At 70.4% G+C, this 26,148-nt stretch carries 19 protein-coding genes; 10 read left to right on the forward strand and 9 right to left on the reverse strand.

What is annotated here, in order from left to right:
* Window positions 1–117 precede the first annotated feature (117 nt).
* Window positions 118–2,943 (forward strand): UvrD-helicase domain-containing protein, encoded by a 2,826-nt coding sequence (locus EL266_RS06490; protein WP_232012130.1) that lies wholly within the window; start codon window positions 118–120, stop codon window positions 2,941–2,943.
* 165 nt (window positions 2,944–3,108) lie between these two features.
* Here the strand turns inward: EL266_RS06490 and EL266_RS06495 are convergent, their stop codons facing one another.
* The 6 genes from EL266_RS06495 to EL266_RS06520 form a co-directional block, all read right to left on the reverse strand.
* Window positions 3,109–5,514, reverse strand: a complete 2,406-nt coding sequence (locus EL266_RS06495) for a glycoside hydrolase family 3 protein (protein WP_026428127.1) — start codon at window positions 5,512–5,514, stop codon at window positions 3,109–3,111.
* Between the two features lie 129 nt (window positions 5,515–5,643).
* Window positions 5,644–6,204 (reverse strand): sugar O-acetyltransferase, encoded by a 561-nt coding sequence (locus tag EL266_RS06500; RefSeq protein WP_034515812.1) that lies wholly within the window; start codon window positions 6,202–6,204, stop codon window positions 5,644–5,646.
* Window positions 6,205–6,448: 244 nt separating this feature from the next.
* On the reverse strand, window positions 6,449–8,386 hold the full coding sequence (locus tag EL266_RS06505) for a beta-N-acetylhexosaminidase family protein (RefSeq protein ID WP_051281478.1): 1,938 nt from the start codon (window positions 8,384–8,386) through the stop codon (window positions 6,449–6,451).
* Window positions 8,387–8,566: 180 nt separating this feature from the next.
* Window positions 8,567–10,150 carry an MDR family MFS transporter gene (locus tag EL266_RS06510; RefSeq protein ID WP_051281477.1) on the reverse strand — a complete coding sequence of 528 codons (1,584 nt, stop codon included), beginning with the start codon at window positions 10,148–10,150 and terminating at the stop codon, window positions 8,567–8,569.
* A gap of 53 nt (window positions 10,151–10,203) precedes the next feature.
* On the reverse strand, window positions 10,204–12,744 hold the full coding sequence (locus tag EL266_RS06515; protein WP_126412237.1) for a glycoside hydrolase family 31 protein: 2,541 nt from the start codon (window positions 12,742–12,744) through the stop codon (window positions 10,204–10,206).
* A 182-nt stretch (window positions 12,745–12,926) separates the two neighbouring features.
* Entirely contained in the window at window positions 12,927–14,105 is a 1,179-nt protein-coding gene (locus EL266_RS06520; protein ID WP_051281306.1) for an ROK family transcriptional regulator, read from the reverse strand.
* A 195-nt stretch (window positions 14,106–14,300) separates the two neighbouring features.
* On the opposite strand from EL266_RS06520, the gene EL266_RS06525 reads away from it, so the two are divergent.
* From EL266_RS06525 to EL266_RS06565, 9 genes are all read left to right on the forward strand, one after another.
* Window positions 14,301–15,575 (forward strand): ABC transporter substrate-binding protein, encoded by a 1,275-nt coding sequence (locus tag EL266_RS06525; protein WP_026427342.1) that lies wholly within the window; start codon window positions 14,301–14,303, stop codon window positions 15,573–15,575.
* A gap of 11 nt (window positions 15,576–15,586) precedes the next feature.
* A complete protein-coding gene (locus EL266_RS06530; RefSeq protein WP_232012131.1) occupies window positions 15,587–16,504 on the forward strand; it encodes a carbohydrate ABC transporter permease in 918 nt (305 codons plus the stop codon).
* 3 nt (window positions 16,505–16,507) lie between these two features.
* The gene (locus EL266_RS06535) at window positions 16,508–17,425 is read left to right on the forward strand and encodes a carbohydrate ABC transporter permease (protein WP_232012132.1); all 918 of its coding nucleotides are present in this window, start codon (window positions 16,508–16,510) and stop codon (window positions 17,423–17,425) included.
* 158 nt (window positions 17,426–17,583) lie between these two features.
* On the forward strand, window positions 17,584–19,440 hold the full coding sequence (locus tag EL266_RS06540) for an alpha-glucosidase (RefSeq protein ID WP_026427339.1): 1,857 nt from the start codon (window positions 17,584–17,586) through the stop codon (window positions 19,438–19,440).
* Window positions 19,441–19,560: 120 nt separating this feature from the next.
* Entirely contained in the window at window positions 19,561–20,868 is a 1,308-nt protein-coding gene (locus tag EL266_RS06545; protein ID WP_026427338.1) for an AAA family ATPase, read from the forward strand.
* The gene (locus EL266_RS06550) at window positions 20,868–21,350 is read left to right on the forward strand and encodes a hypothetical protein (RefSeq protein WP_026427337.1); all 483 of its coding nucleotides are present in this window, start codon (window positions 20,868–20,870) and stop codon (window positions 21,348–21,350) included. The genes EL266_RS06545 and EL266_RS06550 overlap by 1 nt, the downstream gene beginning before the upstream one ends.
* Before the next feature lie 47 nt (window positions 21,351–21,397).
* Window positions 21,398–21,943 carry a PadR family transcriptional regulator gene (locus tag EL266_RS06555; RefSeq protein ID WP_026427336.1) on the forward strand — a complete coding sequence of 182 codons (546 nt, stop codon included), beginning with the start codon at window positions 21,398–21,400 and terminating at the stop codon, window positions 21,941–21,943.
* Between the two features lie 39 nt (window positions 21,944–21,982).
* Window positions 21,983–22,792 (forward strand): CPBP family intramembrane glutamic endopeptidase, encoded by an 810-nt coding sequence (locus EL266_RS06560; protein WP_026427335.1) that lies wholly within the window; start codon window positions 21,983–21,985, stop codon window positions 22,790–22,792.
* A 232-nt stretch (window positions 22,793–23,024) separates the two neighbouring features.
* On the forward strand, window positions 23,025–23,672 hold the full coding sequence (locus EL266_RS06565) for a nitroreductase (protein WP_026427334.1): 648 nt from the start codon (window positions 23,025–23,027) through the stop codon (window positions 23,670–23,672).
* Window positions 23,673–23,687: 15 nt separating this feature from the next.
* Here EL266_RS06565 and EL266_RS06570 read toward each other — a convergent pair whose 3' ends face one another.
* The 3 genes from EL266_RS06570 to EL266_RS06580 form a co-directional block, all read right to left on the reverse strand.
* Window positions 23,688–24,761, reverse strand: a complete 1,074-nt coding sequence (locus tag EL266_RS06570) for a LacI family DNA-binding transcriptional regulator (protein WP_051281305.1) — start codon at window positions 24,759–24,761, stop codon at window positions 23,688–23,690.
* 178 nt (window positions 24,762–24,939) lie between these two features.
* A complete protein-coding gene (locus EL266_RS06575) occupies window positions 24,940–25,575 on the reverse strand; it encodes a Gfo/Idh/MocA family protein (protein ID WP_269471452.1) in 636 nt (211 codons plus the stop codon).
* A gap of 6 nt (window positions 25,576–25,581) precedes the next feature.
* The gene (locus EL266_RS06580) at window positions 25,582–26,106 is read right to left on the reverse strand and encodes a Gfo/Idh/MocA family protein (protein ID WP_051281303.1); all 525 of its coding nucleotides are present in this window, start codon (window positions 26,104–26,106) and stop codon (window positions 25,582–25,584) included.
* Window positions 26,107–26,148 lie beyond the last annotated feature (42 nt).

Consider the following 26,148-nt stretch of genomic DNA (forward strand, 5'->3'; position numbering starts at 1 on the left):
GGCCCGGCCCGTTGCCGGCTGCGCGTCTGGGGCTTGGTCGGAGGACCCGCGTTGCCGTGCGGGCCGGCCGACTCCTGCCCGCCTTCCGCGGAGTCGATCATCTAGGCTTGGCTCGCCATGAGTAAAGCGATGAACGCCCTCTTCGGGGCCCTGCCCATGCCTGGCGCCCAGCCCGCCGCCGAGGCCGCCCTGCCCGCACTGGCCGCCCCCGACGACGCCTGGGAGCCCACCGAGGCCCCGCCTGCCCCCGAGGACCTCGAGGACCTCGAACAGGCCCCCCAGGATGCCTCGGCCGTGGCCCCCACCTGGGAGGAGCGCCAGGCCGAGCTGGCCGCCCTCGTCGCCGGAGCTCAGGCCCGGGCCGCCGCCCAGGCTCAGGACGCCGTCGGCCCTCAGGGGCGCGCCGGCTCCCAGGCGAGGGCCACGGGGCCCTGGGGCGTGAGCGTCGCCGACCCCCAGGCCCTCATCGAGGGCCTCAACCCCGCTCAGGCCGAGGCCGTCATCCACGCCGGCTCCCCCCTGCTCATCATCGCCGGCGCCGGCTCGGGCAAGACCCGCGTGCTCACCCACCGCATCGCCCATCTCATCGCCACCGGTCGCGCACGCCCCGGGGAGATCCTGGCCATCACCTTCACCAACAAGGCGGCCGCAGAGATGCGCGAGCGGGTATCGGCTCTGGTGGGCCCGGCCGGGGAGCGCATGTGGGTCTCCACCTTCCACTCCGCCTGCGTGCGCATCCTGCGCCGTGAGCATGAGGCCGCGGGGCTGCGCTCGACCTTCTCCATCTACGACGCCGCCGACTCCACCCGCCTCATCACCCTCATCGTGCGCGAGCTGGGGATCGACCCCAAGCGCTTCACCCCCAAGGTCCTGGCCCACCGCATCTCGGACCTGAAGAACGAGCTCATCACGCCGGCGCAGTTCGCCGAGACCGCCCAGACCTCCAACCCCCTGGAGCGCCACCTCGCGGAGGTCTACCCCGCCTACGCCGCCCGCCTGGCCGCCGCCAACGCCCTGGACTTCGACGACATCATCATGCGCACCGTCCAGCTCCTCCAGGCCCGGCCCGCGGTGGCCGAGATGTACCGGCGCCGCTTCCGCCACATCCTGGTCGACGAGTACCAGGACACCAACCACGCCCAGTACGTGCTCGTGCGCGAGCTGGTCGGCCCCGGCGCCTCAGGGGCCGCCTCGCCCCTGACGCCTGGGGAGCTGACGGTGGTGGGCGACTCCGACCAGTCCATCTACGCCTTCCGCGGTGCCACCATCCGCAACATCGAGGAGTTCGAGAAGGACTACCCCTCGGCCCGGACCATCCTGCTGGAGCAGAACTACCGCTCCACCCAGAACATCCTGGCCGCCGCCAACGCCGTCATCGCCCGCAACACGGGGCGCCGAGCCAAGAACCTGTGGACCGACTCCGGCGACGGCGCCCCGGTGGTGGGCTACGTGGCCGACTCCGAGCACGACGAGGCCCGATGGATCAGCCAGGAGATCGACCGCCTGTCCGATGAGCACGGGCTGCGGCCCGCGGATGTGGCCGTCTTCTACCGCACCAACGCCCAGTCCCGGGCCCTGGAGGAGGTCTTCATCCGCTCCGGTCAGCCCTACAAGGTGGTCGGCGGCACCCGCTTCTACGAGCGGCGCGAGATCAAGGACGCCATCGCCTACCTGCGCGCCGTGGACAACCCGGATGACGATGTCAACCTGCGCCGCATCCTCAACGTCCCCAAGCGCGGCCTGGGGGACAAGGCCGAGGCCGCCCTGGCGGAGCACGCCTCGCGCCACGCCATCTCCTTCGGCCTGGCCATCGCCGACGCCGCCGGCGCCCTGCGCGAGGGGGCCGGCGAGGCCGGGGCGGCCGGGGCAAGGGGGGCCGCCGAGCCGAGCGAGCCCCCGGCCGTCGAGGGGCTGACCACCAGGGCGCGCAACCAGGTGCGCGGCTTCCACGAGCTGCTGACCTCACTGCGGCACATGCTCGCTGCGGGTGACGGCGTGGCCGACATCCTCGATGCCGCCCTGGACTCCTCGGGCTACCTGGCCGAGCTGCGCGCCTCCGATGACCCCCAGGACGCCACCCGCGTGGAGAACCTCGCCGAGCTCCACTCCGTGGCCACCGACTTCCAGGGCGCCAACCCCGATGGATCCCTGGCCGACTTCCTGGAACGGGTCTCCCTGGTGGCCGACTCCGATCAGCTGCCCGACGCCCCCGAGCAGGATCAGGGGCAGATCACCCTCATGACCGTCCACACCGCCAAGGGCCTGGAGTTCCCCGCCGTCTTCGTCACCGGCATGGAGGACGGCACCTTCCCGCATATGCGGGCCCTGGCCGAGGACTCCGAGCTGGCCGAGGAGCGTCGTCTGGCCTACGTGGCCCTGACCCGTGCCCGCGAGCGCCTCTACCTCACCCGCGCAGCGGTGCGCAGCGCCTGGGGGGCGGCCAATGCGATGCCGGCCTCCCGCTTCCTCGACGACATCCCCGAGCAGACCATGGAGTGGAAGCGCCTGGCCTCCTCCAGTGAGCTCCTGCGCGGCTCCACGGGCTGGGGCAGCGGCTGGGGTGAGGGCGGATTCTCAGGGCGCTCATCGCGAGCCGGGCGGTCGACCCGCACCGAGGATGATGACTTCGCCCCGCCGGTGGGCGCGGGGACTCGCACGGGTCGGCTCGGGCGCGTCGAGAGCGCCAAGGACCGGGCGGCCAAGCGGGTCGAGGCGCGCAGGGCCCGCGCCGGGAAGCCCGAGCAGGCTCCGGCCGATCTTCCCGCCTGCGTGGCCGGGATCCGAGTCGGCGACCAGGTGCGCCACGACTCCTACGGCCTGGGCACGGTCGTTGGTCTGGAGGGGGCCGGGCGCTCGACCACGGCGCGCGTGGAGTTCGTCATCGACGGGGTCACCGTCACCAAGCGCCTCATCCTGCGCTACGCCCCGGTCGCCAAGGTGTGAACCCGCCCCGTGCTGTCCACGGTGAACAACTTTAGTGAGTGCCAGCCGCAGGCGCGATGATAAATGCGCAGGTCAGCCCTTCGTTTCTTCCAGGAACTGCCCTGTGGGGCAGCTTAAAGTTGTTCACGGTGGACAGATCCCCTCAGCATCTCTGTCAGCATGGCCTCAGCGGTGCAGCGCCACCAGGAGCTCCAGGACGCGGCGGGCACTGGCCTGGACCTCGCCGAGGGTCAGCCCTGCCTCGCGGTGGCCCTCGACGATGGAGTCGTCGTGCCCCTCCTCATGAGTGGAGGTGTGGGCGCGCCCCCCGGGCATGAGCACATCGACACCCGCGCGCACCCGGGTGGCCGAGTCCGCCAGCCCCGGGAACAGCGGGTCGGGGGCGTAGCGCATCCACCAGTCGGTGATCACCAGCCCCGCGTAGCCCCACTCCCGGCGCAGGATCGTGGAGACCAGGTCGTAGTTGTAGTGCGCCCACTGCCCGTTGATCTTGTTGTAGCTGGTCATGATGACCCGCGGGGCCGCCTCCTCCACGCAGATCTCGAAGCCCCGCAGGTAGATCTCTCGCAGCGCTCGGGCTGAGACTCGCGAGTCGCTGACGGTGCGGGCCGTCTCCTGGTTGTTGGCGGCGAAGTGCTTGGGGCAGGCGGCGACCCCCTGGGACTGGAGGCCCCGCACCACGGCGGCCGCGCACAGCCCCGTCAGCAGGGGGTCCTCACTGAAGTACTCGAAGTTACGGCCGCACAGCGGGTTGCGGTGGATGTTCATGCCCGGTGCCAGCAGGATGTCCGAGCCCTTGGCCACCATCTCCTGGCCGTGGAGGGCGGCCAGCTCCTCGATGAGCGCGGTGTCCCAGGTCGAGGCCAGGGCCGTGCCGCAGGGCAGGAGGGCCGCATGCGTCGCCAGGCGCAGCCCCGAGGGGCCGTCCGTGGTGATGGCCGCCGGGATGCCGCGGCTGCGCAGGCTCGGCGTCACCCCGCCCAGGGCGCCGGCATTGCCCGGCGCCCCCAGCGGGGAGTCCATGGTGATGTCCCCGAAGGTCAGGTCCGCCAGCTCCTCGATGCTCAGCTGGGCCAGGAAGTCCTCGATCCCGGCCCTGCCGGCGACCACCTCGGCGAAGCCGATCCGGCTGCCCGGCACGGGTGGGACCTCGGTGGGCAGGCGCTCCTCGATCCGGGCGCGCAGGTCCGCGGTCGCGGTGGGCGCCTCCTGCCAGCCGGGCATCGGCACGCCATCGGCATCCCGGCTGACCACCATGCGGTTGAAAGTCTCGCTCGGGGCCAGGGCCTCCTCGCACTGGCGCACGACCTCCAGCTCGGCCACCTCAACGGTGCCCGCCGAACGGGTGGACTGGACGTCGTCGCCCACGAGGATCGGGTAGCTGCCCGCCTCCAGGACCCAGGCGTCGGGATGGCCGGTGACTCCGTGGTCGTCGAACACCGCCAGGCGGCGCATCGGGACGCTGATCTCCACCTCCGCCCGCGCCCCCGGCTCCAGCTCGGGGGTGCGGGTGAAGCCCACCAGGCTGCGCTCGGGACGTGTCATCCCGGTCTGCCCGGCCGGTGGGGCCGCGTAGACCTGCACGACGGTCGAGCCCGAGCGCTCCCCGGTGTTGGTGACGGCGGCTCGCACCCTCAGGGCACGGCCATCACTGTCGTCGGGCCCGCTCAGGCCGGCCGGGTCGATGCGCCAGGTGGTGTAGCCCAGGCCGAAGCCGAAGGGGAACTGCACGTCCCCCGGGGCGAAGGTCTCGAAGAAGCGGTAGCCGACGAACACGTCCTCGCTGTAGTTGTTGTAGTCCTCGGCACCGAAGTCGGGGGCACTGGGGTAGTCCTGGTACTCGTGGGCGATCGCGCTGGTCAGGCGCCCACCGGGCTCGACGGCGCCGGTGAGCGCATCCGCCAGCGCCCGGGCCCCCTCCATCCCGCCGGGCCAGGCCAGGATCAGGGCCCCGGCGCCCAGGCGGTCGGCCCAGGACAGATCCATGACGTTGCCGGTGTTGACCACCACGACCATCGACTCAAAGGCCCGTCCCACCCGCTCCAGAAGGGACTCCTCCGCCCCGGTCAGGTAGAAGGAGCCCGGCTCCAGCACATTCTCCCGATCCTCGCCCGCGGCCCTGCCCACGACGACGATCGCCGTGCGGGCCGCCTGCGCCGCCCGCTCGATGGCCTCATCACTGATCGGCATCTCCTCGAAGAAGCGCGGCCACTGGCCCCACTCGCCGCTGGGGGGAGGATTGTCCGCGCACCAGCGGCGGTACTCGGCCGCCAGCTCCTCATCGACAGCGACCCCGGCGGCGACCAGGCTGTCCAGGAGAGTGGTGGTGTAGGCGGCGTTGACGTCTCCCCCCGATCCGTAGCCCACCGCGAACCAGTCGACCTGGACGCGCCCGAAGACCGCCACAGGAGCCTGAGAGGCCAGTGGAAGGGCGCCGTCATTGCGCAGCAGGACCGTCCCGCGAGCGGCCGCCCGCCGGCACAGGTCCGCGAGGCGGGGGTCGACCCAGGCGTCCTTGGCATCCTCACCCTGGAGTTGAACGGATCCTTGTGCGACATCGCTGGGAGTCATGGCCGGTCCTTCCCGATCGTGCGGCTCGCCCTTGTGCCACCTCCAGCCTAGGCGCTCGCGGCTGAATCAGCACGGATTCGGGCGCTGTCGCGGCCGCGGTGATGGGGCCCGCCCGCCCTGTCGGGCGGCTCAGTGACGGGCAGCGAAGGTCGAGTCATCCAGGGTGCGGATGACCCGGGCGGGATTGCCCACGGCCAGGGACCGGGCGGGGATGTCACGGGTGACCACCGAGCCCGCGCCGATGACGCTGTCATCCCCGATCGTCACTCCGGGGCAGACGATCACCCCTCCTCCCAGCCACACGTTGTCCCCCAGGGTGATGGGGTCGGCGGCCTCCAGGCCGGCGGCGCGCGGCGCGGGCTCCAGGGGGTGGACTGGCGTCAGGAGCTGGACATTGGGCCCGATCTGGCAGTGCGCGCCGATGCGGATCGGCACCACGTCGAGGGCCACCAGGCCGTAGTTGGCGAAGGTCCCCTCGCCCACGACGATGTTGTCCCCGTAGTCAACCCGCACCGGGGGCAGCAGGCGGGCGCCCTGGCCCAGCCCTGGGATCGCCGAGCGCAGCAGGTCCCAGCAGTCGGGGTCGCCCTCGGCGAAGGCCTGCTCGAATCGGTGGAGCATCTTGCGCGCATGGGCGGCGATCCGGGCGTTGTCAGGGTCGTCCGAGACGTACCAGTCCCCGGCGAGCATGCGCTCGCGGTTGGTGCGCTCATCGCCGGCGAAGTAGGGCTCGGCCTGGGGGAAGCGGGGCGCGCGCTGCCGGTCCGGCTCCTGGCCCTCGCGGTGGGAGGGGCTCGCGTCGTCGGCGACGGGGTCAGGTGAAGTGCTCATGACCAGGACCCTACCTCCGGGTTGCCCGCTGCCGGGGCGCCATGCACGAGGCGGGCCCTCCCGGCACTGGGAGGGCCCGCCTCGTCGTGAGATCAGGGATGGCTCAGCGGTTGGCCCAGGCCGTGCGGGCCTGGTCGACCAGCTCGCTCATGGCGTTCTCGCCCACCTTGGGAACGATGCCGTTGGTCACCACATTGCCCTTGTCATCGAGCGTGTTGACGCGTCCCTTGGTGGTCCAGGTGACCATGGACTCCATGGTGGCATTGGCCTTCTGCGCCGCCTGGGTGTCCCCGCGGCGCAGGGCCAGCAGGAGGTCGATGGCGGCAAGGTCCGCGCTGGCCCAGTTGGAGGTCACGTCCATCCAGGGCTTGGTGTCGGTGTAGAAGCCCGTGGCGGCGATGCCCTCCAGGGTGGTGGGGGCGTTGCGCAGCAGGCGCAGGCGGGCGCGCAGCGTGGCGGCCTTGGCCTCCAGCCAGGCCTCATCGCTGCCCTCCAGGGCCCAGATGAAGCGGTAGATGTCATTCCAGGTGTCGGTGGCCTGCCAGCCGGTGAACTCCCACTGCTCCTGGACATCGATGAAGGCCTGCATGGTCTCCCACTCGGTGCCCGAGCTCTTCCCCACGATCTCGGCGATCGCCTTGTCCCGGGTGGCTTGAGCATCGTGCTTGGCCGGGTGCCAGGTGAAGCTCGCGTACTCGGCCAGGGCCAGCCGCGAGGCGTAGGGCTGGATCATGGGGTTGGTGGTGATGCCCGTGATGGCGCTGCCCAGGGTGGCCTCGCGAGCGGGCATGGGCCCCAGGAAGAGCCGGGCCTGGTTCTCCCCATCATTGGCCGGGAAGTTGTCCCAGATGACGAGTCTGTCCGTCCCGTAGTTCGCGGCGGCCTGGGTGGCCTGGGCGGTGGTGATCGAGTCGGTCACCACCGAGATGCCGGTCCACTGCACGGCCACGGCATTGTCGAGGGCCTTGCCCAGCGTGGTCTTGTAGACCGTGGCCTCCGTGCCCGTGTACTGGGTGGGCACCGTCCACAGGTCGGGCAGGCCCTTGGCCTTGATGTAGTCCCTCTGGATGCGGTTGAGGAAATGCGCCTGGGCCTGGGCCAGTCCCTCCAACTCGCCGGCGCCCGTGAAGGCGGCCTTGTCCGAGTCGCAGCCCAGCTCCCAGGTGGTGTCGTCGAAGGCGACGTAGAAGTTCTTGATGCCGATCCCTCGCAGCTGCTCGAACACGGCCACGGCGGCCTTGTAGTCCTCATCGGAGGAGTAGCAGATGCTGTCCCCCGGGGAGAGCGTGACCACGAGGTCCAGGTGCGCGGCCTGGGCGGCCTTGCCCAGCGCCTTCATGCGCTCCAGCTCGGCGGCCGGGTAGAGCTCGCGCCACTTGGCCCGCAGGTAGGGATCGTCCTTGGGGGCGTAGATGTAGGTGTTCATGCGCTGGGCGCCCATGTAGGACATGATGTCCATGCGCGCCTGGTGGCTCCAGGGGATCCCGTAGAAGCCCTCGACCATTCCGCGGACGGGCATGGTGGGCCAGTCCTTGATGAGCGCGCCGGTGACCGAGCCGCCGATGGTGAGCTGCTCCAGGACGGTGGTGGCGTAGAAGGCGCCGTCAGCGTCGGCCCCCACGGCGACGGCCGTGGGCACCCCCGAGGTGACGGTGGCCAGGGCGTATCCCTCGGCCTGGGTGGGGACATCCAGGGTGAGGCCGCCCTGGGTGACGGGCTTGCCGTCGGCCGTGCCCACCACGATGCGGGCCGTGGCGCCGCTGGTGACCACGGTCCCTCCGGCCTTCTTGACGATCCGGGTCGCCTGGGCGACGACGTCGTCGCCGGCCTTGGTCCCCACCTTGGTGATCTGGACTTTTCCAGTCAGGTCCACCGCGGGGCCCTGCCAGGTCACGGACTGGGGCATGGGTGATAGGACGGGAGGAGCCGGGGCGGCATGAGCCACGGGGGCGGAGGGCAGGACACTGAGGACCAGGCCGGCCAGCACAGTGATGATCAGAGTGGGGAAGGGGCGTGCGCTACCCCGATTGATGAGGTCCATGACGCCAATTATTGCTGGTCACGGCCTTTTTGGCGCCTGCGGGAGCGGCGATGCGTGAGATCCAGGGGACATGAGTAAATGCTCAACCGTTGAGGGCGGCGCTCGCAGGCGCCCACGCCCGGCAGGCCGTCAGTGGGGGGCCAGCGGCCATCGGTGCCTCTCAGCGCTCGTAACTGCGCATCAGGGTCGATCCCTCCGGCGGGACTCCTCGAGACTGCGCTGCTCCAGCCCCGTGCGCGTGGACAGGGGGATGGCCGTGAACCCCAGGGCGATCACCGCACCGGCCAGGAGGATCGGGGCCAGACCCAGGATCACGGGGGACAGCCCCTGGTGGTAGGCCTCCACCACGCCCGCCCTCAGGGAGGCGTCCATGGCGCCCAGGGAGTCGGGAGTCAGCGAGGAGGCCTGCTGCGGGCTGAGCCCCAGGTCCAGGAGGGAGGAGGTCAGGCGCGAGGTGAACACCACCCCCACGATTGTCGAGCCCAGCGTCACCCCGATCTGCCGGAAGAAGTTGTTGGCGCTGGTCGCGGTTCCCAGCAGGGACGCCGGCAGGGCGTTGTGGATGATGAGGACGATGAGTTGGAAGAACATCCCCACCCCCAGGCCGGCCACGAGGACCCCCAGGCTCGGCCACCACAGTGGCGCGGTGGGAGGGGCCAGGCCCACCACCGCCATCCCCAGCGCCGCGACGGCGCTGCCCGCCACCGGGAAGATCCGGTAGCGGCCGGTGCGGGTGACCAGGGCCCCGGCGATCACGGAGGCCAGGACCATGCCCGCGGCGCCGGGCACCAGCACCAGCCCCGAGGCGCTGGGGGAGACCCCGAAGACCATCTGCACATAGGTGGGCAGGTAGCCGTTGAGCCCGAACAGGCAGCCCAGGGCGATCACCGAGACCGCCGTGGCCACCGCGAAGGTCCGGTCGGTCAGCACCGACAGGGGCATGATCGGCTCGGCCGCCCGGCGCTCGACGACCACCAGTGCCGCCCAGGCCAGGACGGTGCCGGCCGCCAGGGCGGCGATGACCGGACTGGTCCAGGAGTAGGCGCTGCCGCCCCAGGTGGCGATCAGGACGATGCCCACCGCCCCGGCCGTGGCCAGGGCCAGGCCCGCCCAGTCGATGCTCGGGCGCACCCTGTGGCGCGGCAGGCGCAGGGCCATGGCCACCGCGACCCAGGCCAGGATCCCGAAGGGCAGGAAGAACCAGAACACCCAGCGCCAGCTCAGCGCCTCGGTCAGCCACCCGCCCAGCAGCGGTCCCAGGATGGAGGCGATGCCGAACATGGAGCCCATCGGGGCGGTGTAGGTGGCGCGCACCCGTGGCGGGATGAGGTCCCCGGTGATGGCCTGGGAGGAGATGATCAGCCCGCCCCCGCCCAGGCCCTGCAGGAAGCGGAAGGCCACGAGCACCTCCATGGAGGCCGCCAGTCCGCACAGGGCGGAGCCGATGACGAACAGGGCGATGGCCGCCAGGTAGAGGGGCTTGCGCCCGATGACGTCCCCGAGCCGGCCGTAGAAGGGCATGGCCACCGTCTGGGCCAGCGTGTAGGCGGTGATCGTCCAGGACATCTGCGACACCCCGCCCAGGTCCCCGACGATGAGGGGCAGGGCCGTGGCCACCACGGTCTGGTACATCGCCGAGAGGAACATGACCGCCATGAGGCAGGCGTAGACGATCCAGAACCGCCGGTCGGGGCGGAAGGACATGGCCGGCCGGTCGGGACCGGAGTCCGGGGGCGCGGGGCGGGCTGTCGGGGAAGGAGGCATGGTGCCCCGATCATCTCACCGCCCCGACGACCATGGAGGTCGCACCAGGCGCCTCAGACCACCTCGGCGACGGCGGACAGGACCTCGGGGGGAAGCCCCAGTGACTCCATCTCCGCCAGCAGGGCGGTGCCGCTCAGGCCCCGGTCGATCGCCGCCCAGGCCTGGTCCTTGGCCAGGTAGGGCAGGCGGGCCGGCTCCAGGATGGCGAAGACCTCCTGGCGCCAGTCGGCCGGGCGCGCGGCGGCGCCCAGGAACTCGACCTCGATACCGGCCACGAGGTCCTGGCGCGAGACGACCCCCAGATCGACCTCCGTATGCGCGCCCAGGGTGAAGCCGTCGGCCTCCACCTGCCGCAGGGGAGCCTCGCGCGCCCCCGACGCGCCCGGGTCCTCGCCGCCGTCGCCGCCGATGCGCAGCCTGGCCGAGTCGGCCCCGGTGGCCAGCAGGCGCAGCACCAGGCGCCGCTCGTCGGGCACCACCTGGCTGGCCCCCTCGCAGGCGATGCGCACCACCGCCCTGCCCGGCTCGGCGTCCCGGGGCCAGGACAGGGACATGGAGGTGCGGGCCACGCCCTGGGGGCCGGGGGAGGGCGAGGCGTCGTCCTCCTCCAGGGTGAAGGAGCCGTCAGCGCCCGGGACGATGACGATGTCCAGGCTGCGGGGGTTGTCCGCGGCGGCCTCGGTGATGTCCCCGGCCAGCGGGATGAGCGAGCCCGCCGGCGCCAGGGCCGCCAGGCGCTCCAGGGGGCGCGACAGGATCAGGGTGCGGCCCCCGCGCCCGGCGGTGTAGCGCCTGCCCGTGGGAAGGTCGAACCAGGTGCCCTCGGGCAGCCAGGCCCTCTCGCTTCCCAGCCCCGTGGTCGGATCCAGGGGGGAGGTGAAGGGGACCACCACCAGCTCGCCGAAGATGAAGGAGCCCCGGTGGGCGTAGGCCCCCTCCTGGCCCGGGTGGTCGTGATAGAGCGGGCGCACCGGCCCCAGCCCCGCGCCCGGGCCCTGGGTGGCGGCCGAGCGCCGGGCCCAGGTGTAGAGGTAGGGCACCAGTCGGTGGCGCAGGCGCAGATGGGCCTCCATCGTCGCCCGCGCATCGCGGCCGTAGCGCCAGGGCTCCTTGGAGTTGAACACCGAGAGCGTGGAGTGCATGCGGTTGATCGGGGAGAAGCAGCCCAGCTGGCTCCAGCGGGCGGCCATGTCGTCGTCGCGCTGGCCGAACATGTGCCCGCCGATGTCATGGGACCACCAGTAGTAGCCGATATTGGCGGCCGTGGCCGTGAACTCGGGCTGGAAGCGCAGCGAGTCCCAGGTGGTGATCGTGTCCCCCGAGAAGCCCACCGGGGTGCGGTGGCTCGAGGCGTCGGCGAAGCGCGAGAAGGTCAGGGGCCGACGGCGCCGGGTGCCCCCGGCCCCATCGGGGCGGGGGCGGGCCGAGTCCAGGTAGTGGATGTGGTTGAGCATCCACAGCGGGTCCAGCCCCGGCATCGTCGTCGTCCCGCCCTGCTGCCAGTCCAGCCACCAGAAGTCCACGCCCTCATCCTCCAGGGGGTGATGGACGCGCCTGAGGTAGGCGGCCACGAAGTCGCGGTCGGTGATGTCGAAGGGCACGTCCTGGCCCAGGGACGCATCCAGGCCCAGGTCCCGGCACACCGCCTCATAGGCCTCCTCGTGGCGGCGGATCCCCTGGGCGGGGTGGACGTTGAGGGAGGTGAGCATGCCGCGCTGATGGAGAGCGGCCAGGAAGGCCGGCGGGTCGGGGAAGAGCTCGCGGTTCCAGGTGTAGCCCGTCCACCCGGTGCCGATCGCCGGATCGATGTCCACCAGGTGCCAGTCCATGTCGATCACCGCCACCGACACCGGCAGGCCCTGGGCGGCGAAGCGGTCCATGAGATCCAGGTACTCCTGGGCGCTGTAGGGGTGGTAGCGGCTCCACCAGTTGCCCAGCAGGGCCCTAGGGATGAGCGGGCTGGGGCCGGTCAGGCGGAAGAAGTCCGCCAGGGCGCCGCGGTAGTCCTGGGCGTAGCCGAAGGCGTAGAGGTCCTGGGCCCCGTCCTGGAGGCGGCTGCCCTGGGGCCGCGGCTCGATCCACTCATCCTCGGTCACCACGAGGGAGGCCGAGTCGTCCAGCACCGAGATGCCGGTCAGGGACAGCAGGCCCGGACCCAGCTCGACACGGCCATCGACCTCATCGAGGGTGCGGGCCGTGCCGCCCAGATTCGAGGGGAAGGACTCCTGGGGGTCCCAGACATCCCCGTGATACCAGGTGCCGCCGTGAGGGGAGGCGGTGGCCGAGCGCAGGCGCACGTTCAGGCCCGAGCGGGTGAAGCCCAGGGAGGGCACATGGGTCAGGTGCAGATGCTCGGTGATGATCTCCACCCTGTCGGCGCCCTCAATGACGCGGAAGGCGCCCGGATCGCCCAGGTCGCGACTGACCACCAGCTGGGTGGCGGCATCGGTGAAGGCCCCGGTGGGGGAGTGCTCCATGCGGATGAGGCGACTGGTCAGGACCGTGAAGCGGTAGGTCGCCCCGGTCACCAGCGCCTCGGGGCGGGCGGGCGCCGGGCGGGGCCGGCTGGATGCGGAGGACAGGGGAGAGGTCATGACGCGACTCCTGTGGCGTGTCTGCGGCGGGTGAGACATGGGTTGGCAGGCCCTGCGCCGGCCGCCGTGGGGCTCGGCTCGGGTGGGCGACGGGCTGAGCCTAGTCCCATGGCCGGCTGCGCCCCGATGCGGGGCGCGCAGGGCGACCGGTCAGGGGCACAGGGACATAGGGACCCAGGGACTCAGGGAGCCCAGGCGGCCCGGGCTGCCTGGGGGGCGGTGATGCCCAGGCGCTCCCGCAGCGCCAGGCAGGCGGCGCCGCGCGCCCAGTCCGTGCGCCGATGGTCGCGCACCTGCAGCTCGATGGGCTCGGCCCCCGGCCGGCGCACCGCGGCGATGCCCACCATGACCTGGTCCTCCAGCAGGGCGGCGACATCGGCCCGCTCGCCCATGACCACCACGGTCTGGGGCAGGGTGAAGGCCGCCGCCATCGCGATGAAGCGCCCCAGGCGCCGCGCATAGGAGGCGCACACCTCCACCGCCTCGGCCTGGCCCTGGCGGGCCCGGCCGGCGATGTCCAGGGCCGTGGCCCGCTGCCCCGTGCGCCGCAGCCAGGCGCCCTCCAGGGCGGCGGAGGACAGGCACTCCATGGCCGGGCTGGCCACCGGCGGGCGCGAGCCGTCGGGCACGGGAAGACTGCCCATCAGCCCCAGCTCGGCCGATGGGCTGGTGACCACCTGGCCTCCCACCACCAGGGCGAAGCCGATCCCGGCGCCCACGGTGATGACATCGAGCCGCTCATGCTGGCGCCCGGCCCCGAACCAGGCCTCGGCCTCGGCCAGCGCAGCCACGTCGTTGCCCACCGTGCACGGCAGGCCGATCTCCTCGCGGACCATCTGCGCCAGGGGAACCTCGCTCCAGCCGAAGAACGAGGCCTGATCCACTGTGCGGCGATCGCGGGCCGTGCCGCCCAGGGCCATGCCGATGCGCACAGGCGCCGCCAGGCCCTGCGCACCCGTGATCACCTCGCCGATCGCCTGGCGCAGGGTCGACACGACCGCCTGCGGCGAGTGCTCCTCCAGGGGCACCTGCATGGAGGCCCGCGCCCTCAGGCGCAGATCGGTCAGGCAGACGGTCAGCGAATGCGGAGACAGGGTGGCTCCCAGGAGGGACTCGGACTCGGCGCGGACCTCCAGCAGTGACTGGGGCCGGCCGGTGGCGGCGACCTGCTCGGAGTGGCTGGTGAGGATCCCGGCCTCCAGCAGCGGGGCGGTCAGGCGCGTGATCGAGCCGGCGGAGACCCCGACCGCCTCCATGAGGTCGGCGCGCGCCATGCGACCGCGGCGCAGCAGTGTCGCGACGATCGTCAGCTGGGTATCGCTGAGCCGCTCCCAGGGGGGCGCGGGGACGGATGCTTCCATAGCGGCATTGTCCCCCATGAGCCCCCTTTGTTCTAGCACTGAACACTCCCTGTCGTGCGGTGATGTCGGATCTGGAGAGCGGTCTCGCCGGGGTTGCCTCAGAGTTTCTTTTGATGCAAAATTATCTCGGGCGGCTGACCGGCACCCACGCCGGCCCCCTGCCGCCGCCCAGCACATGGACACCAGGAGGTCCTCATGACATCACTGAGCAGGCGCTCCTTCCTCGCCACGTCGGCGAGGGTGGGGGCGCTCGCGGCCGCGGGCGGAGCCCTATCCGCCTGCGGCTCCTCGCGGGGGTCCGGGCCGGTGCGCCTGGAGCTCTTCCAGTTCAAGAGCGAGGCGATCGGCATCTTCGACCGCATCTGCGAGGAGTTCAACGCGGCCAATCCGGACATCGTCGTCACCCAGAACTTCCAGGCCGACAACGTCACCGCCCTGCGCGTGCGACTGGTCAAGGGAGACATGCCCGATCTGGTCACCATCAACGGTGACTACAACTACGGGGCCCTGGCCCACTCCGGGGTCTTCCGCGACTTCGCCTCCTCCCAGGCGATGGGCACCGTCCAGCCCTCCATCGCCGAGATCCTGGCCACGCTGGGCTCCGGCGCCCCGGGGGAGAACAACGGCCTGGCCTTCGCCAACAACGGCTCGGGCATCATCTACAACAAGGACATCTTCGACAAGGCCGGTCTGACCCCGCCGACCACCTGGGCCGAGCTCATCGAGATCTGCGATGAGCTGACCGCCGCCGGGATCGACCCCTTCTACTGGGGCTTCAAGGACAACTGGACCGGGGCGCCCATGTTCTCCTCCATCTCCGGGGGGTACCTGACCGACGGCGTCGCCCACTGGTACGAGCAGCGCCGCGACCTGGACTCGGGCACCAGCTTCTCCGACCTGCGCCCGGTCATGGAGAAGATGTCGGCCGTGGCCGCCTACGGCAACTCCAACAAGTTCGAGCTGGGATACAACGACGCCAACCAGGGCTTCGCCCAGGGCAAGGCCGCCATGTACTGGCACGGCACCTACGCCATCCCCGCCATCCGCTCCTACAACGAGGACATCAACCTGGGGACCTTCGCCACCCCGGCGGACAGCGCCAAGGACACCAAGGTGGTCTCCGGAGTCGACGTGGCCCTGACCATGGGGGCCGAGCCCGAGCACCCCGAGGAGTCCATGCGATTCCTGGACTACCTCATGAACGAGGCGAATATGGCCGACTACTGCAGCGAGCAGGTCGCCTACCCCACTCTGAAGGGCATGTCCGCCACGGACCCGGCGCTGGAGGGCCTGACCCCCTACTTCGAGGAGGGACGCGTGGCCACCTACTCGGACCACAACTTCCCCCAGGCGGTCACCCTCAACGCCTACATGCAGCAGTTCCTCATCAACCACGACGTCGACGCATTCGTCTCGGTCCTGGATGAGCAGTGGAACAAGGTCATGAAGCGATTGAACGAGACGGCCTGAGGAGGAGCACCATGGCACGCACATCAGTCACGAATTCCTCGGCCTCCACCCGGGCCCGGGACAACAAGCCCCAGCCCGTGGAGCGCGCCTTCATCTGGATGGTGGCGCCCGCGGCGATCCTCTTCACGATCCTGCTGACCGTCCCACTCCTGACCGGGTTCTTCTACACCTTCACCAACTACCAGGGCTACGGCGAGTGGCGCTTCGTGGGGGTGACCAACTACGTCAGCCTGTTCAGCGATGACATCATCTGGGGCTCCTACGGGTTCACCTTCCAGTACGCCATCGTGGCCACGGTCCTGACCAACATCATCTCCCTGGGACTGGCCCTGATCCTCAACTCCGCCCTCAAGGCGCGCTCCGTCTTCCGGGGGATCTTCTTCCTGCCCTACATCCTTCCGGTGCTGATCGTGTCCTACATCTTCAGCTACCTGTTCACCAACAACCTTCCCCTGGTGGGGCAGTGGCTGGGATGGGAATGGCTGAGCAGCTCCCTGCTGGCCAATGAGCAGCTCGCCTGGCTGGCCATCGTCATGGTCGGGGTGTGGCAGGCCGCGGCCTACAACACCATCATCTACCTGGCCGGTCTGCAGACCGTCCCCGACGAGATCTACGAGGCCGCCGCACTGGACGGAGCCGGTCCCGCCCGGCGCCTGTGGTCCATGACCCTGCCCCTCATCATCCCCTTCGTGGGCATCAACATGATCCTGTCCTTCAAGAACTTCCTGGGAGTCTTCGACCAGGTGGTGGCGTTGACCAGCGGCGGCCCGGGAACGGCCACCCAGTCCATCTCCTACCTCATCTTCAAGAACGGGTTCCAGGGCGGGGAGTACGCCTACCAGACGGCCAACGGGATCATCTACTTCCTCATCGTGGTCCTGCTGTCCCTCGCGCAGCTGAAGTTCTTCCAGAGCCGGGAAAGGGTCTGAGCCATGACAGCAACCACCAACACGACAGCCATGACCGCCTCCTCGGCCCGAGCGGCAGGATCCGGGTCCCGCGGATCCGCGCCGCGCCGGCGTCGCCGGGTGGCCATCGGGGGGACCAACTGGTTCACCACCGCCCTGGCCATCGTCCTGAGCCTGACCATCCTGGTGCCCCTGTACTTCACCGTGGTCACCGCCTTCAAGACCCCCGCCGAGCTGGCCGCCTCCGGATTCGCCCTGCCCCAGTCCTGGAGCCTGGACAACTTCCGCGAGGCCTGGACGATGACCAACTACCCGAGTCGACTCATGGCCACGGCCACGATCACGGTGGGCGCCGTCGTCCTGACCCTGCTGACCAACTCCCTGGTCGCCTACGCCCTGGGCCGCAACATGCACCGGCCCTGGTTCCGCCGCCTGTACTACTACTTCGTGGCGGCGCTGTTCGTGCCCTTCCCCATCATCATGCTCCCGGTGGTCAAGCAGACCGCCTGGATGCACCTGGACAACGAGGCCGGGCTCATCCTGCTCTACACCGTCTACGGCCTGAGCTTCAACATCCTCATGTACACCTCCTTCATCAAGTCCATCCCCGTGGAGCTGGAGGAGGCGGCCGCCATGGACGGCGCCAGCCGCTGGATGATCTTCTGGCGAATCATCTTCCCGCTGCTGAGCCCCATGAACGCCACCGTGGGAATCCTGACCTGCCTGTGGGCCTGGAACGACTTCCTGCTGCCCCTGGTCATCCTCACCGATGAGTCCAAGGCCACCCTGCCCCTGGCGCAGTACGTCTTCCAGGGCCAGTTCAACACGAACTACACGGTGTCCTTCGCCTCCTACCTCATGGCCATCGCCCCGATGGTGCTGGTCTACGTCTTCGCCCAGCGCTGGGTGATCTCCGGGGTCATGCGCGGCTCCCAGAAGTAGGGCCGGCCGCATGCCACAGGGGAGGCCCCGGCGCAGAACCGCGCCGGGGCCTCCCTCCATGCCATGCGGCCATGGGCGCGGTGCGAGGCCGCCTGCGCCGTCGGCCCGGAGGGGGTTGAATAGGGGAGTTGAGAGCCGCCCTACGCAAAGGAGCCCCTGTGGACGCCCAGTCTGTCCCCGCCCTCGTCGTCTCGCCCCGCCACGTGGGCCAGGAGCCGGACTGGTGGCGCCGCGCCGTCGTCTACCAGGTCTACCCGCGCTCCTTCCAGGACACCAACGGTGACGGGATCGGCGACATCCCCGGCATCACCGCCCGGCTGGACCACCTGGACGCCCTGGGGGTCGACGTCGTGTGGCTCAGCCCCATCTACCGATCCCCCCAGGATGACAACGGCTACGACATCTCCGACTACCGCGACGTCGACCCGCTCTTCGGCACCCTGGAGGACCTGGACGCCCTCATCGCCGGGCTCCATCAGCGGGGCATGCGCCTGGTCATGGACCTCGTGGTCAACCACACCAGCGACGAGCACCCCTGGTTCATCGAGTCGCGCAGCAGCGCGCAGTCCGCCAAGCGCGACTGGTACATCTGGCGGCCCGCCCGGCAGGTGCCCGGCCTGGTGCCGGGCCAGCCCGGCACCGAGCCCACCAACTGGGGCTCCTTCTTCTCCGGGTCCGCCTGGGCCTGGGACGAGGGCAGCGGCGAGTTCTACCTCCACCTCTTCTCCCGCAAGCAGCCCGACCTCAACTGGGAGAGCGAGGAGGTGCGCCGCGCCGTCTACGACATGATGACCTGGTGGCTGGACCGGGGCGTGGACGGCTTCCGCATGGACGTCATCAACCTCATCTCCAAGACCTACCCCCTGGCCGATGGCGCCCAGGGCGAGGGCGACCTGTTCGGGGACGGCTTCCACGCCGTGGCCAACGGCCCGCGCATCCACGAGTTCCTGGCGGAGATGAACCGCGAGGTCTTCGCCCCGCGGGCCGGGCACGTCATCACGGTGGGGGAGACGCCGGGGGTGCGGCTGAGCGACGCGCCGCTCTACACCGGGCCCGAGCGCGCCGAGCTCGACATGGTCTTCCAGTTCGAGCATGTGGGGCTGGCCGAGGGGCCCGGGGGCAAGTTCGACCCCAGGCCCGTGGACCTGGTGGCGCTCAAGGACAACCTGGCCTCCTGGCAGGCCGCCCTGGCACCGCAGGTGGGGCCCGAGGGCGACCTGACCGAGCGGGGCTGGAACTCCAACTACTGGGACAACCACGACCAGCCGCGGGCCGTCTCCCGCTTCGGCGACGATGACCCCGCCTGGCGCGAGATCAGCGCCAAGACCCTGGCCTCCATCCTCCACGCCCACCGAGGCACGCCCTACATCTACCAGGGCGAGGAGCTGGGCATGACCAACACGGTCTTCCCGGGGCTCGGCGCCTACCGGGACCTGGAGTCCATCAACCACTACCACGAGCGCGTCGCCGCCGGGGACGACCCCGAGGCGCTTCTGGCCGCCATGCCCGTCAACTCCCGTGACAACGCCCGCACCCCCGTGCAGTGGGAGCCGGGGGAGGGGGCCGGCTTCACCACCGGCCAGCCCTGGATCGACGTGGCCCCCAACGCCGGGCAGATCAACGCCGCCGCCCAGGTGGGTGTGCCCGGCAGCGTCTTCGAGCACCATCGGGCGCTGGTAGCGCTGCGCCACCAGGATGAGGTCCTGGCCCTGGGAACCTTCCGGCTCCTGGCCGCCGAGCACCCCAGCGCCTGGGTGATCCTGCGCGAGCTGGTCACCCAGGCCGGCCGCGAGCAGCTGCTGCTCATCGCCCAGTGCGCGCGCGAGGACCTGGCGCTGGAGGGCGACGGCGGGCTCTGGGAGGCGCTGGCCGCTGAGAGCCTGGAGGTCGAGCGCTGGGCGGGGGCCGAGGTGCTGCTGCGCGCGAGCGACCCCGCGGTGCACTCCGGCTCGGGCCATGCAGGGGCCGGGCCGGTCCTGGCGGGCTGGGACTCGGTCATCCTGCGGCTGCGCTGAGGCGGGCCGGGGCCAGGAGTGTTGCGGGCCGGCGCCGGCCGCCAAGAGCGACGGTCCGGCCATCGTGGAGCTTGGCGCGAGGTGCCCAACGACACGGCGTCGCCTGAGTAGCATGCTGGTATGAGGAAGACGTCGCGCCTGACCGAGTTGCGGCTCACCCGCTTCAAGTCCTTCCGGGATGCCGTCGTTCCGCTCGACGGGCTGGCGGTGCTGACCGGGCGGAACTCCAGCGGGAAGTCGAATGTCTTCGACGCCCTGGACGTCCTGTCGCGGCTGGCCACGCCCGAGCGCCTGCGTGACAGTCTCGACGGCGAGCGCCGTGAAGGCGGCCCTGTGCGCGGAGGGTCTGGGAGCCTGGCCCCCTACGGGGAGACGGCCTTCGAACTCGGGTGCACGGTGCGCGTCGACGGCGAGGACCCGGTGGAGTACCTGTATGACGTTAAGGTCGAGGTGAGCCCTGACATCCCTGACATTAGGGTGGTGCGAGAGACGCTTTATTTCCACGAGACCGGCCTGGCGGAGGGCCCGTCTCCCGCTGTCATTGTGGAAGGCAATGACAGCGGGATGATGAACACCATTATGTTTGGTGAGATGAAAGCGCCGTTCTCCGTATCTGCGGAGAATACTGCCCTGTCCTTCCTGGGGAGCGTGGAGATCGAATCACCTGATCATCGGTTTACCGAGGCAGTCGCGGTTACTGCACAGGCGTTGCGGAACGTGGCTATTTTCGATGTCGATGCATCCCGCATGCGGACCTATGTTTCGAAGGATGATCTCTCCGTCGAGCCGAACATGGCCAATCTGTCTGCCGTCGTTCACTTCATGAGGGATGAGTATCCGTTGCTGTTCCGCAGGTTGGAGACTCTGACGAGAGACGTTGCGGGATGCCCCGTCGAGTCGCTCGACTTCGTCACCGCCGATGAGGGGCGCGAGGTCATGCTGGCGCTCAAGGAGTCGGCGACCAGTCGCACGGACGCCAGGTCGATGAGCGATGGCCTGCTGAGGTTCCTGGGCATCGCGACTGCATTGATCCATGCGCCAAATATTGTCGGGGATCGTTTGCCGGGAGCAGGTGAAACGTATCCAGGCAGCCTGCTCGCCATTGAGGAGATCGAGAATGGTCTGCACCCCTCGCATGCGGCGCGTCTGTTCGAGCTCGTTGAGGAGGCGGCCGCCCAAGCGGGGGTCTCGGTCGTTATCACGACCCACTCCCCGGCGCTTCTCGATGCGATCGGGGGAGCGCATGCCAAGGAGGTGCTCGTCTGTCACGACGGCCAGGTGACGCGCATGCCTGACCTCCCCGGCTACGACCGGGCCATGGCGCGGGGGACGCTCGGGCGCGTGATCTCCCAAGGCCTGCTCACCGGGCCAGCTGAGGACGAGCCGGCCGATTACTCGGAGTTCCTGCGGCTCATCGGAGCCGAGTGATGGAGCCCCGCACCTGGTTCATCGATACCTCCGTCCTCGACCACCTGGTCAATGTGCCGGGTTGGTCGAAAGAGGGTGAGGAACGGGAGTGCGTCCTGCGCACCCTCAAGGAGCGGACAGAGGCAGGGCACACCTTCCTCCTGCCCATCACCGCCGTCGTCGAGACGGGCAACCACATCTGCCAGGTCAAGTCTGGTGACCGGCGGGCGGCGGCGGAGCGCTTCGCCAATATCCTCCACATGGTCGTCAATAAGCAGAGCCCGTGGGTGCTGGACGAGGTCCAGTGGGACGGCGACTTCCTCCGAGCCTTCCTGGACGGCGGTGGCACCGGGGAGTCGTGGATCGATCTTGCGAGCCGGGGCGTCGGCGGCGGGGATCTCAGCGTCCTGGTGGAGCGCCGGCAGTACTGCGAGCGTGCGGGTCTGGAGGTGTCCGCCGTCGGGATCTGGACCCTGGACAAGGAGCTCGCGGCGCGGTCCTGAGGCGGCAGCGGTGCGAGCGCGAGCAGTTCCTGGACTACCGTGAGGGCATGAAGCTACGGCACGCGATCCTGGGCATGCTCGCGAACGAGCCGCTCAGCGGCTACGACATCAGCCGCGCCTTCGCCAGTTCGGTCGTCCACTTCTGGCACGCCGACCAGTCGCAGGTCTACCGCACCATCAACCGCCTGGAGGCCGACGGCTCGATCTCCACGCGCGTCATCACCCAGAGCGGGCGCCCCGACCGTCGCCTCCACTCCCTGACCGATGCCGGCCGCGCCGAGCTCGAGGCCTGGCTCGCTAGCCCGCTGGAGCCCCGACAGCCCAAGGACTCCCTCCTCGCCCGGATCTTCCTCGCCGCGCCCCTCGGCCACCACAGGGTGCTGTCGTTGCTGGATGAGGCTGAGCGCGCGATCCGCGCCGACCAGGAGGTTCTGGAGACCATCGAGTTCGATGAGGCCAATCTCGACACCACCCTCAAGGCGGCGATCCTGAGATACGGCATCGACGGGAGTCGCCAGGAGCTGGAGTGGATCGAGCGAACCCGACAGGCTGTGCAGCAGGATGCCGCACGGGCAGGAGTCACCCTCAACTGATACTTGTAAAGTCGAATACTTGCAAAGTACAGTATGGGCATGTTCTCGCGCATGCCCCTGCTCCTGTACGTCGTGATCGTCCTGGCCTCCGGCTGGATCGGCCTGGCCGTCAACCGCCTGGCAGGCGTCCCCCACTCCATGGACTCCCCAGCCGCCCTCATCTGGATCCTCATCCCGCTGCTCGCCGGTGCGGCGCTCGCCCTGAGCGACCGCTCCCTGAGGCGCTCCTACATCGCCTCGTGGAAGCCCGGGCGTCCCAGCGCCTACGTTCTGGCGCTCGCCATCTTCCCGGCGGCCTTCGCGGTCACTCTCGCCATCGGCTGGGCGTGCGGGGCGCTTGGGCCAGCGGGCCCGGGACCCTACGGGGCAGCGGTGGCGGCCGCCGTCGTGCCGACCCTGGTCAAGAACATCGCCGAGGAGGGCGCCTGGCGGGGCTACCTCGCCCCAGCGCTCATGGCCCGGGGACTGCCCGACATCACCGTGTGGATCGTCTCCGGCGCGGTCTGGGGCCTGTGGCACCTGCCCTACTACCTGTTCCTGCTCGACGAGGCCCTCATGCGCGGCGTCTGGGACGTCCCCCGGTTCGTCTACGCCCTCATGGCTGTCCCGGTCTGCATGTCCTGGGCCCCGCTGTTCACCGAGCTGCGCCTGGCGGGGCGGAGTGTGTGGCCCTGCCTGCTCGCCCACAGCGTGGCCAACCTCGGCCAGATCCCCGTCTCCCTTGGCGCTTGGCCCATGAGCCCTCTCGCCGCTCTCCTGTTCTCGCCGGTCTTCGGGCTGCTGCACTCGGCAGTCCTGATCGGCGTGGCGTTGATACTGCGGAGAAGGCGCCTCGCCGGCAGGGCCTGAGACCCCCTGGGGCGCCGAGAATCAGGGCCTCGCAAGGGGCGCTGACGGCGGGGCCGGGGGACCGCCCCACCATCGCCGGGCGCGCCCCAGATGCGCACTCCCTCCCCGCGCAGTGCCACAGACGAAAGCCAGGGGCGCGCCGGGAATTCTCCGTCGCCGCCGCCGGTTGCACGGTCCGGACGCTGCGCGCGTCGCCTCATCGAGCGTCGCCTCATCGAGCAAGGAGAGCATCATGGAGTTCAGCGAGGTTGTGGCCAGGCGCCATTCGGTGCGCGACTTCACCGACCAGCCCGTCGACCGGCAGGACCTGGTGGAGATCGTGCGCACCGCCCAGAAAGCGCCGTCGTGGGCCAACTCCCAGCCCTGGAGAGTGCGCATCGCCACCGGCCAGACCCTGGCCCGCATCAAGGAGCTCCACGCGGCCAGGGTCGCGTCGGGCGAGCAGGGCCACACCGAGTTCCCCGTCATGCCCCGCACCGAGTGGTCGACGGCGGCGCAGGCGAATATGGCCGATCTCTTCAATCAGATCAGCGTGCATTTCGCTGACGAGCCGGAGAGCTTCGGGGCCTCCCAGGGCCTCCTGTTCAATGCGCAGGCCATCGTCTACCTCACCATCCCCGTGGGCTCCTCGCTGTGGTCGATCCACGACCTCGGCGCCTTCTCCGCTCTCATCGCGCTAGCCGCTTTCGATAGGGGCCTGGGCGCCATCAACGCCTACGAGCTCGTCAAGTACCCGGACATCGTGCGCGAGGTCATGGGAATCGGTGAGGAGGAGACCCTGGCCATCGGCCTGGCCCTGGGCCACCCCGCAGGCAACCCCCTGGGCGACTTCGCCCCCACTCGCCAGGACGTCGAGGACATCCTGACCATCGCCGAGTGAGGCGCCGCGACCGCCTCATGGCGGCGGGCCGATCGACGCCCGGGGAACGAAGGTCGGGGCCAGGCGGTGCACGGAGCCGGCGTCGTTAGCGGCGTCGTCCTCGCCGGCCCCTGGACCGGCCTCCTTCTCCGCGGCTCCGCCCCCGATGCGCGCCACGAGGATCGAGGCGGCCAGGCGCCCCAGCTCACGACTGTGCTGGTTGACCGAGCTCAGCCCCAGGCGGCCGGCGATCTCGGTGTCGTCGAATCCGACGATCGAGATGTCCTCGGGCACGCGCAGGCCGCGCTCGCGCACCGCGTCCAGCGCCCCCAGCGCCAGCACATCGTTGCCGCAGAAGAGCGCCGTCGGCAGTGGCTCTCCTGCCCGCAGCGAGGCGTCGATCGCCTCCCGCACGGCGCGCGCCGCGCTCGCCGAGGAGACCTGATCGGTGGGGATGAGGAGGGGCTCCAGGCCGTGGTCGCGCATCGTGGCCGCATAGCTGCGGGCCCGGTCCTCGTAGGGGATGGAGGCGGGCAGGGGAACATGCGCGATGCGCCGGTGCCCCAGGGCGATGAGGCGCTCGGTGACCTCGCGGGCCGCCGCGTCATCGTCGCCCACAACGCTGTCCACCCCCGCCTCGGGCACGTCCCGGGTCACGCAGACCACCGGCAGGGAGTGCAGGGCGGCGCGCAGGGCGCCGGTGGAGCCCGCGTAGCCAGCCAGGACCACGCCGTCGGGGCGGAGCGCCACCAGGTCGCGCAGACTGCGGTCCTCCTGCGCGGGATCCATGCCGCCCTGCATGACCACCACCCGGTGCCCGGCCGCCATCAGCTCCTCGGCCAGGCCATCGTGCACGTCGACGAACACCGGGTTGGACAGCGCCTGGGCCAGGAAGCCGATGATGCAGTGGGAGCGGTTGCCCGCCAGCGAGGTGGCCAGGCCGTTGCCCAGGTAGCCCAGCTCGGCAGCGGCCTGGAGGACCCGCTGGCGCTTGTCATCCGAGACATGCGGCGAGCCCTTCATGACCAGGGACACCAGGGGGCGCGAGACGCCGGCCTCGCGCGCGACGTCGGCCTGCGTGACGTAGCGGCGGCGCTGGCTGGAACTCATGCCCCGATCATAGGGAGCCCGCCGGCCGGCCAAGGCGAGCCGGCCGGCGGGGGAGGGGTGCCGCGGGCCCGTCCGGCCCGGCCCTCGCAGGCGCGCGGCTCCGCCGCCGCCCGGCCCTGTGTCCGGCCCAGGGCCCACCCCGGACTCCGCGGACCCTGCCGTCCCCGGGGTCTGCGCGTCACTCGACCGCCACGGGACGACCCTGGGCGGCGCAGGCCTGGGCCGCCGAGATGGCGCGCATGGTGGGGATGGCGTCGCGGAAGGGGTTGGTCACCTCGCCCATGCCCGCCAGTGCCTTGACGAACTCCTGGATCTCGGCCATGAAGGCCTCGCCATAGCCGGTGCCGACCCCGCGCCCGGGCATGGCCGCGGTCGAGGCGAAGTAGGGGAAGGCCGGGCCGGCCGCCACCGTGCGCGGCCCGTCCATGCCGGGCTCCTCAGAGCCTGCCTGGTAGACGGTCAGGGCGTCCATGGAGGCCGAGGAGAAGCGGGCGTGGCCCCGGGTGCCGTAGACCTCGATGCCCAGGTCGTTGGGGGTGCCCAGAGCGATGCGGCTCAGCGTGATGGAGCCGATGGCCCCTGTGGCCGTGCGCACCGAGAGATTGGCGATGTCATCGTTGGTGACCTCCCCGCGCTCGGTGGCCGAGGCCTTCTGGGAGTGGCCGATGCCCCCGGCCGGCAGGGGCCGGTCCTTGATGACCGTCTCCAGCTGAGCGCTGGTCACCTCGGTGATCTCGCCGACGACGTGGCGCACCGTGTCCAGGGCGTGGGCACCGATATCCGCCAGGGCGCCGCCGCCGGACTGCTCCTGGATGAAGCGCTAGGTCAGGGGCTGGTCGGGATCGGCGGCGTAGTCGGCGTAGTAGTGGGCGCGGAAGTGCTCGATCTCCCCCAGGGCCCCGGCGGCGACCAGGTCGCGCAGGGCCGCCAGCGCCGGGATGCGGCGGAAGGAGAAGCCGACGGCGTTGATGCGATCGGAGGCCTGCGCGGCCTTGACGATGACCTCGGCCTCGGCGGCGTCCAGCCCCAGGGGCTTCTCGCAGAACACGTGCTTGCCCGCCGCCAGCGCCTTGGGGACGATGTCGACGTAGAGCCGGTTGGGCAGGGCCAGGGAGACGGCGTCGATTGCCGGGTCGGCCAGCACCTGCTCGATGTCGGTGGAGGCCTTGGCGAATCCGTACTTGCCGGCCACGTGGTTGGCCAGCTCCTCGTTGGGATCCACGACCGTGTCCAGGACGATCTCGACGCCGTTGAGGGCGTCGTCGAGCTGGGCGTTGCGGTAGCCGAAGGCGTGGGACTGCCCGGCGTAGCCCGCTCCGATGAGGGCGATGGTGATGGTGGTCATGGGGTTCCTCCCTGGGTGGTGCTCGGTTCGTTGTGCTTGTGG

It is taken from the genome of Actinomyces slackii (genome assembly GCF_900637295.1).
GTDB lineage: Bacteria > Actinomycetota > Actinomycetes > Actinomycetales > Actinomycetaceae > Actinomyces > Actinomyces slackii.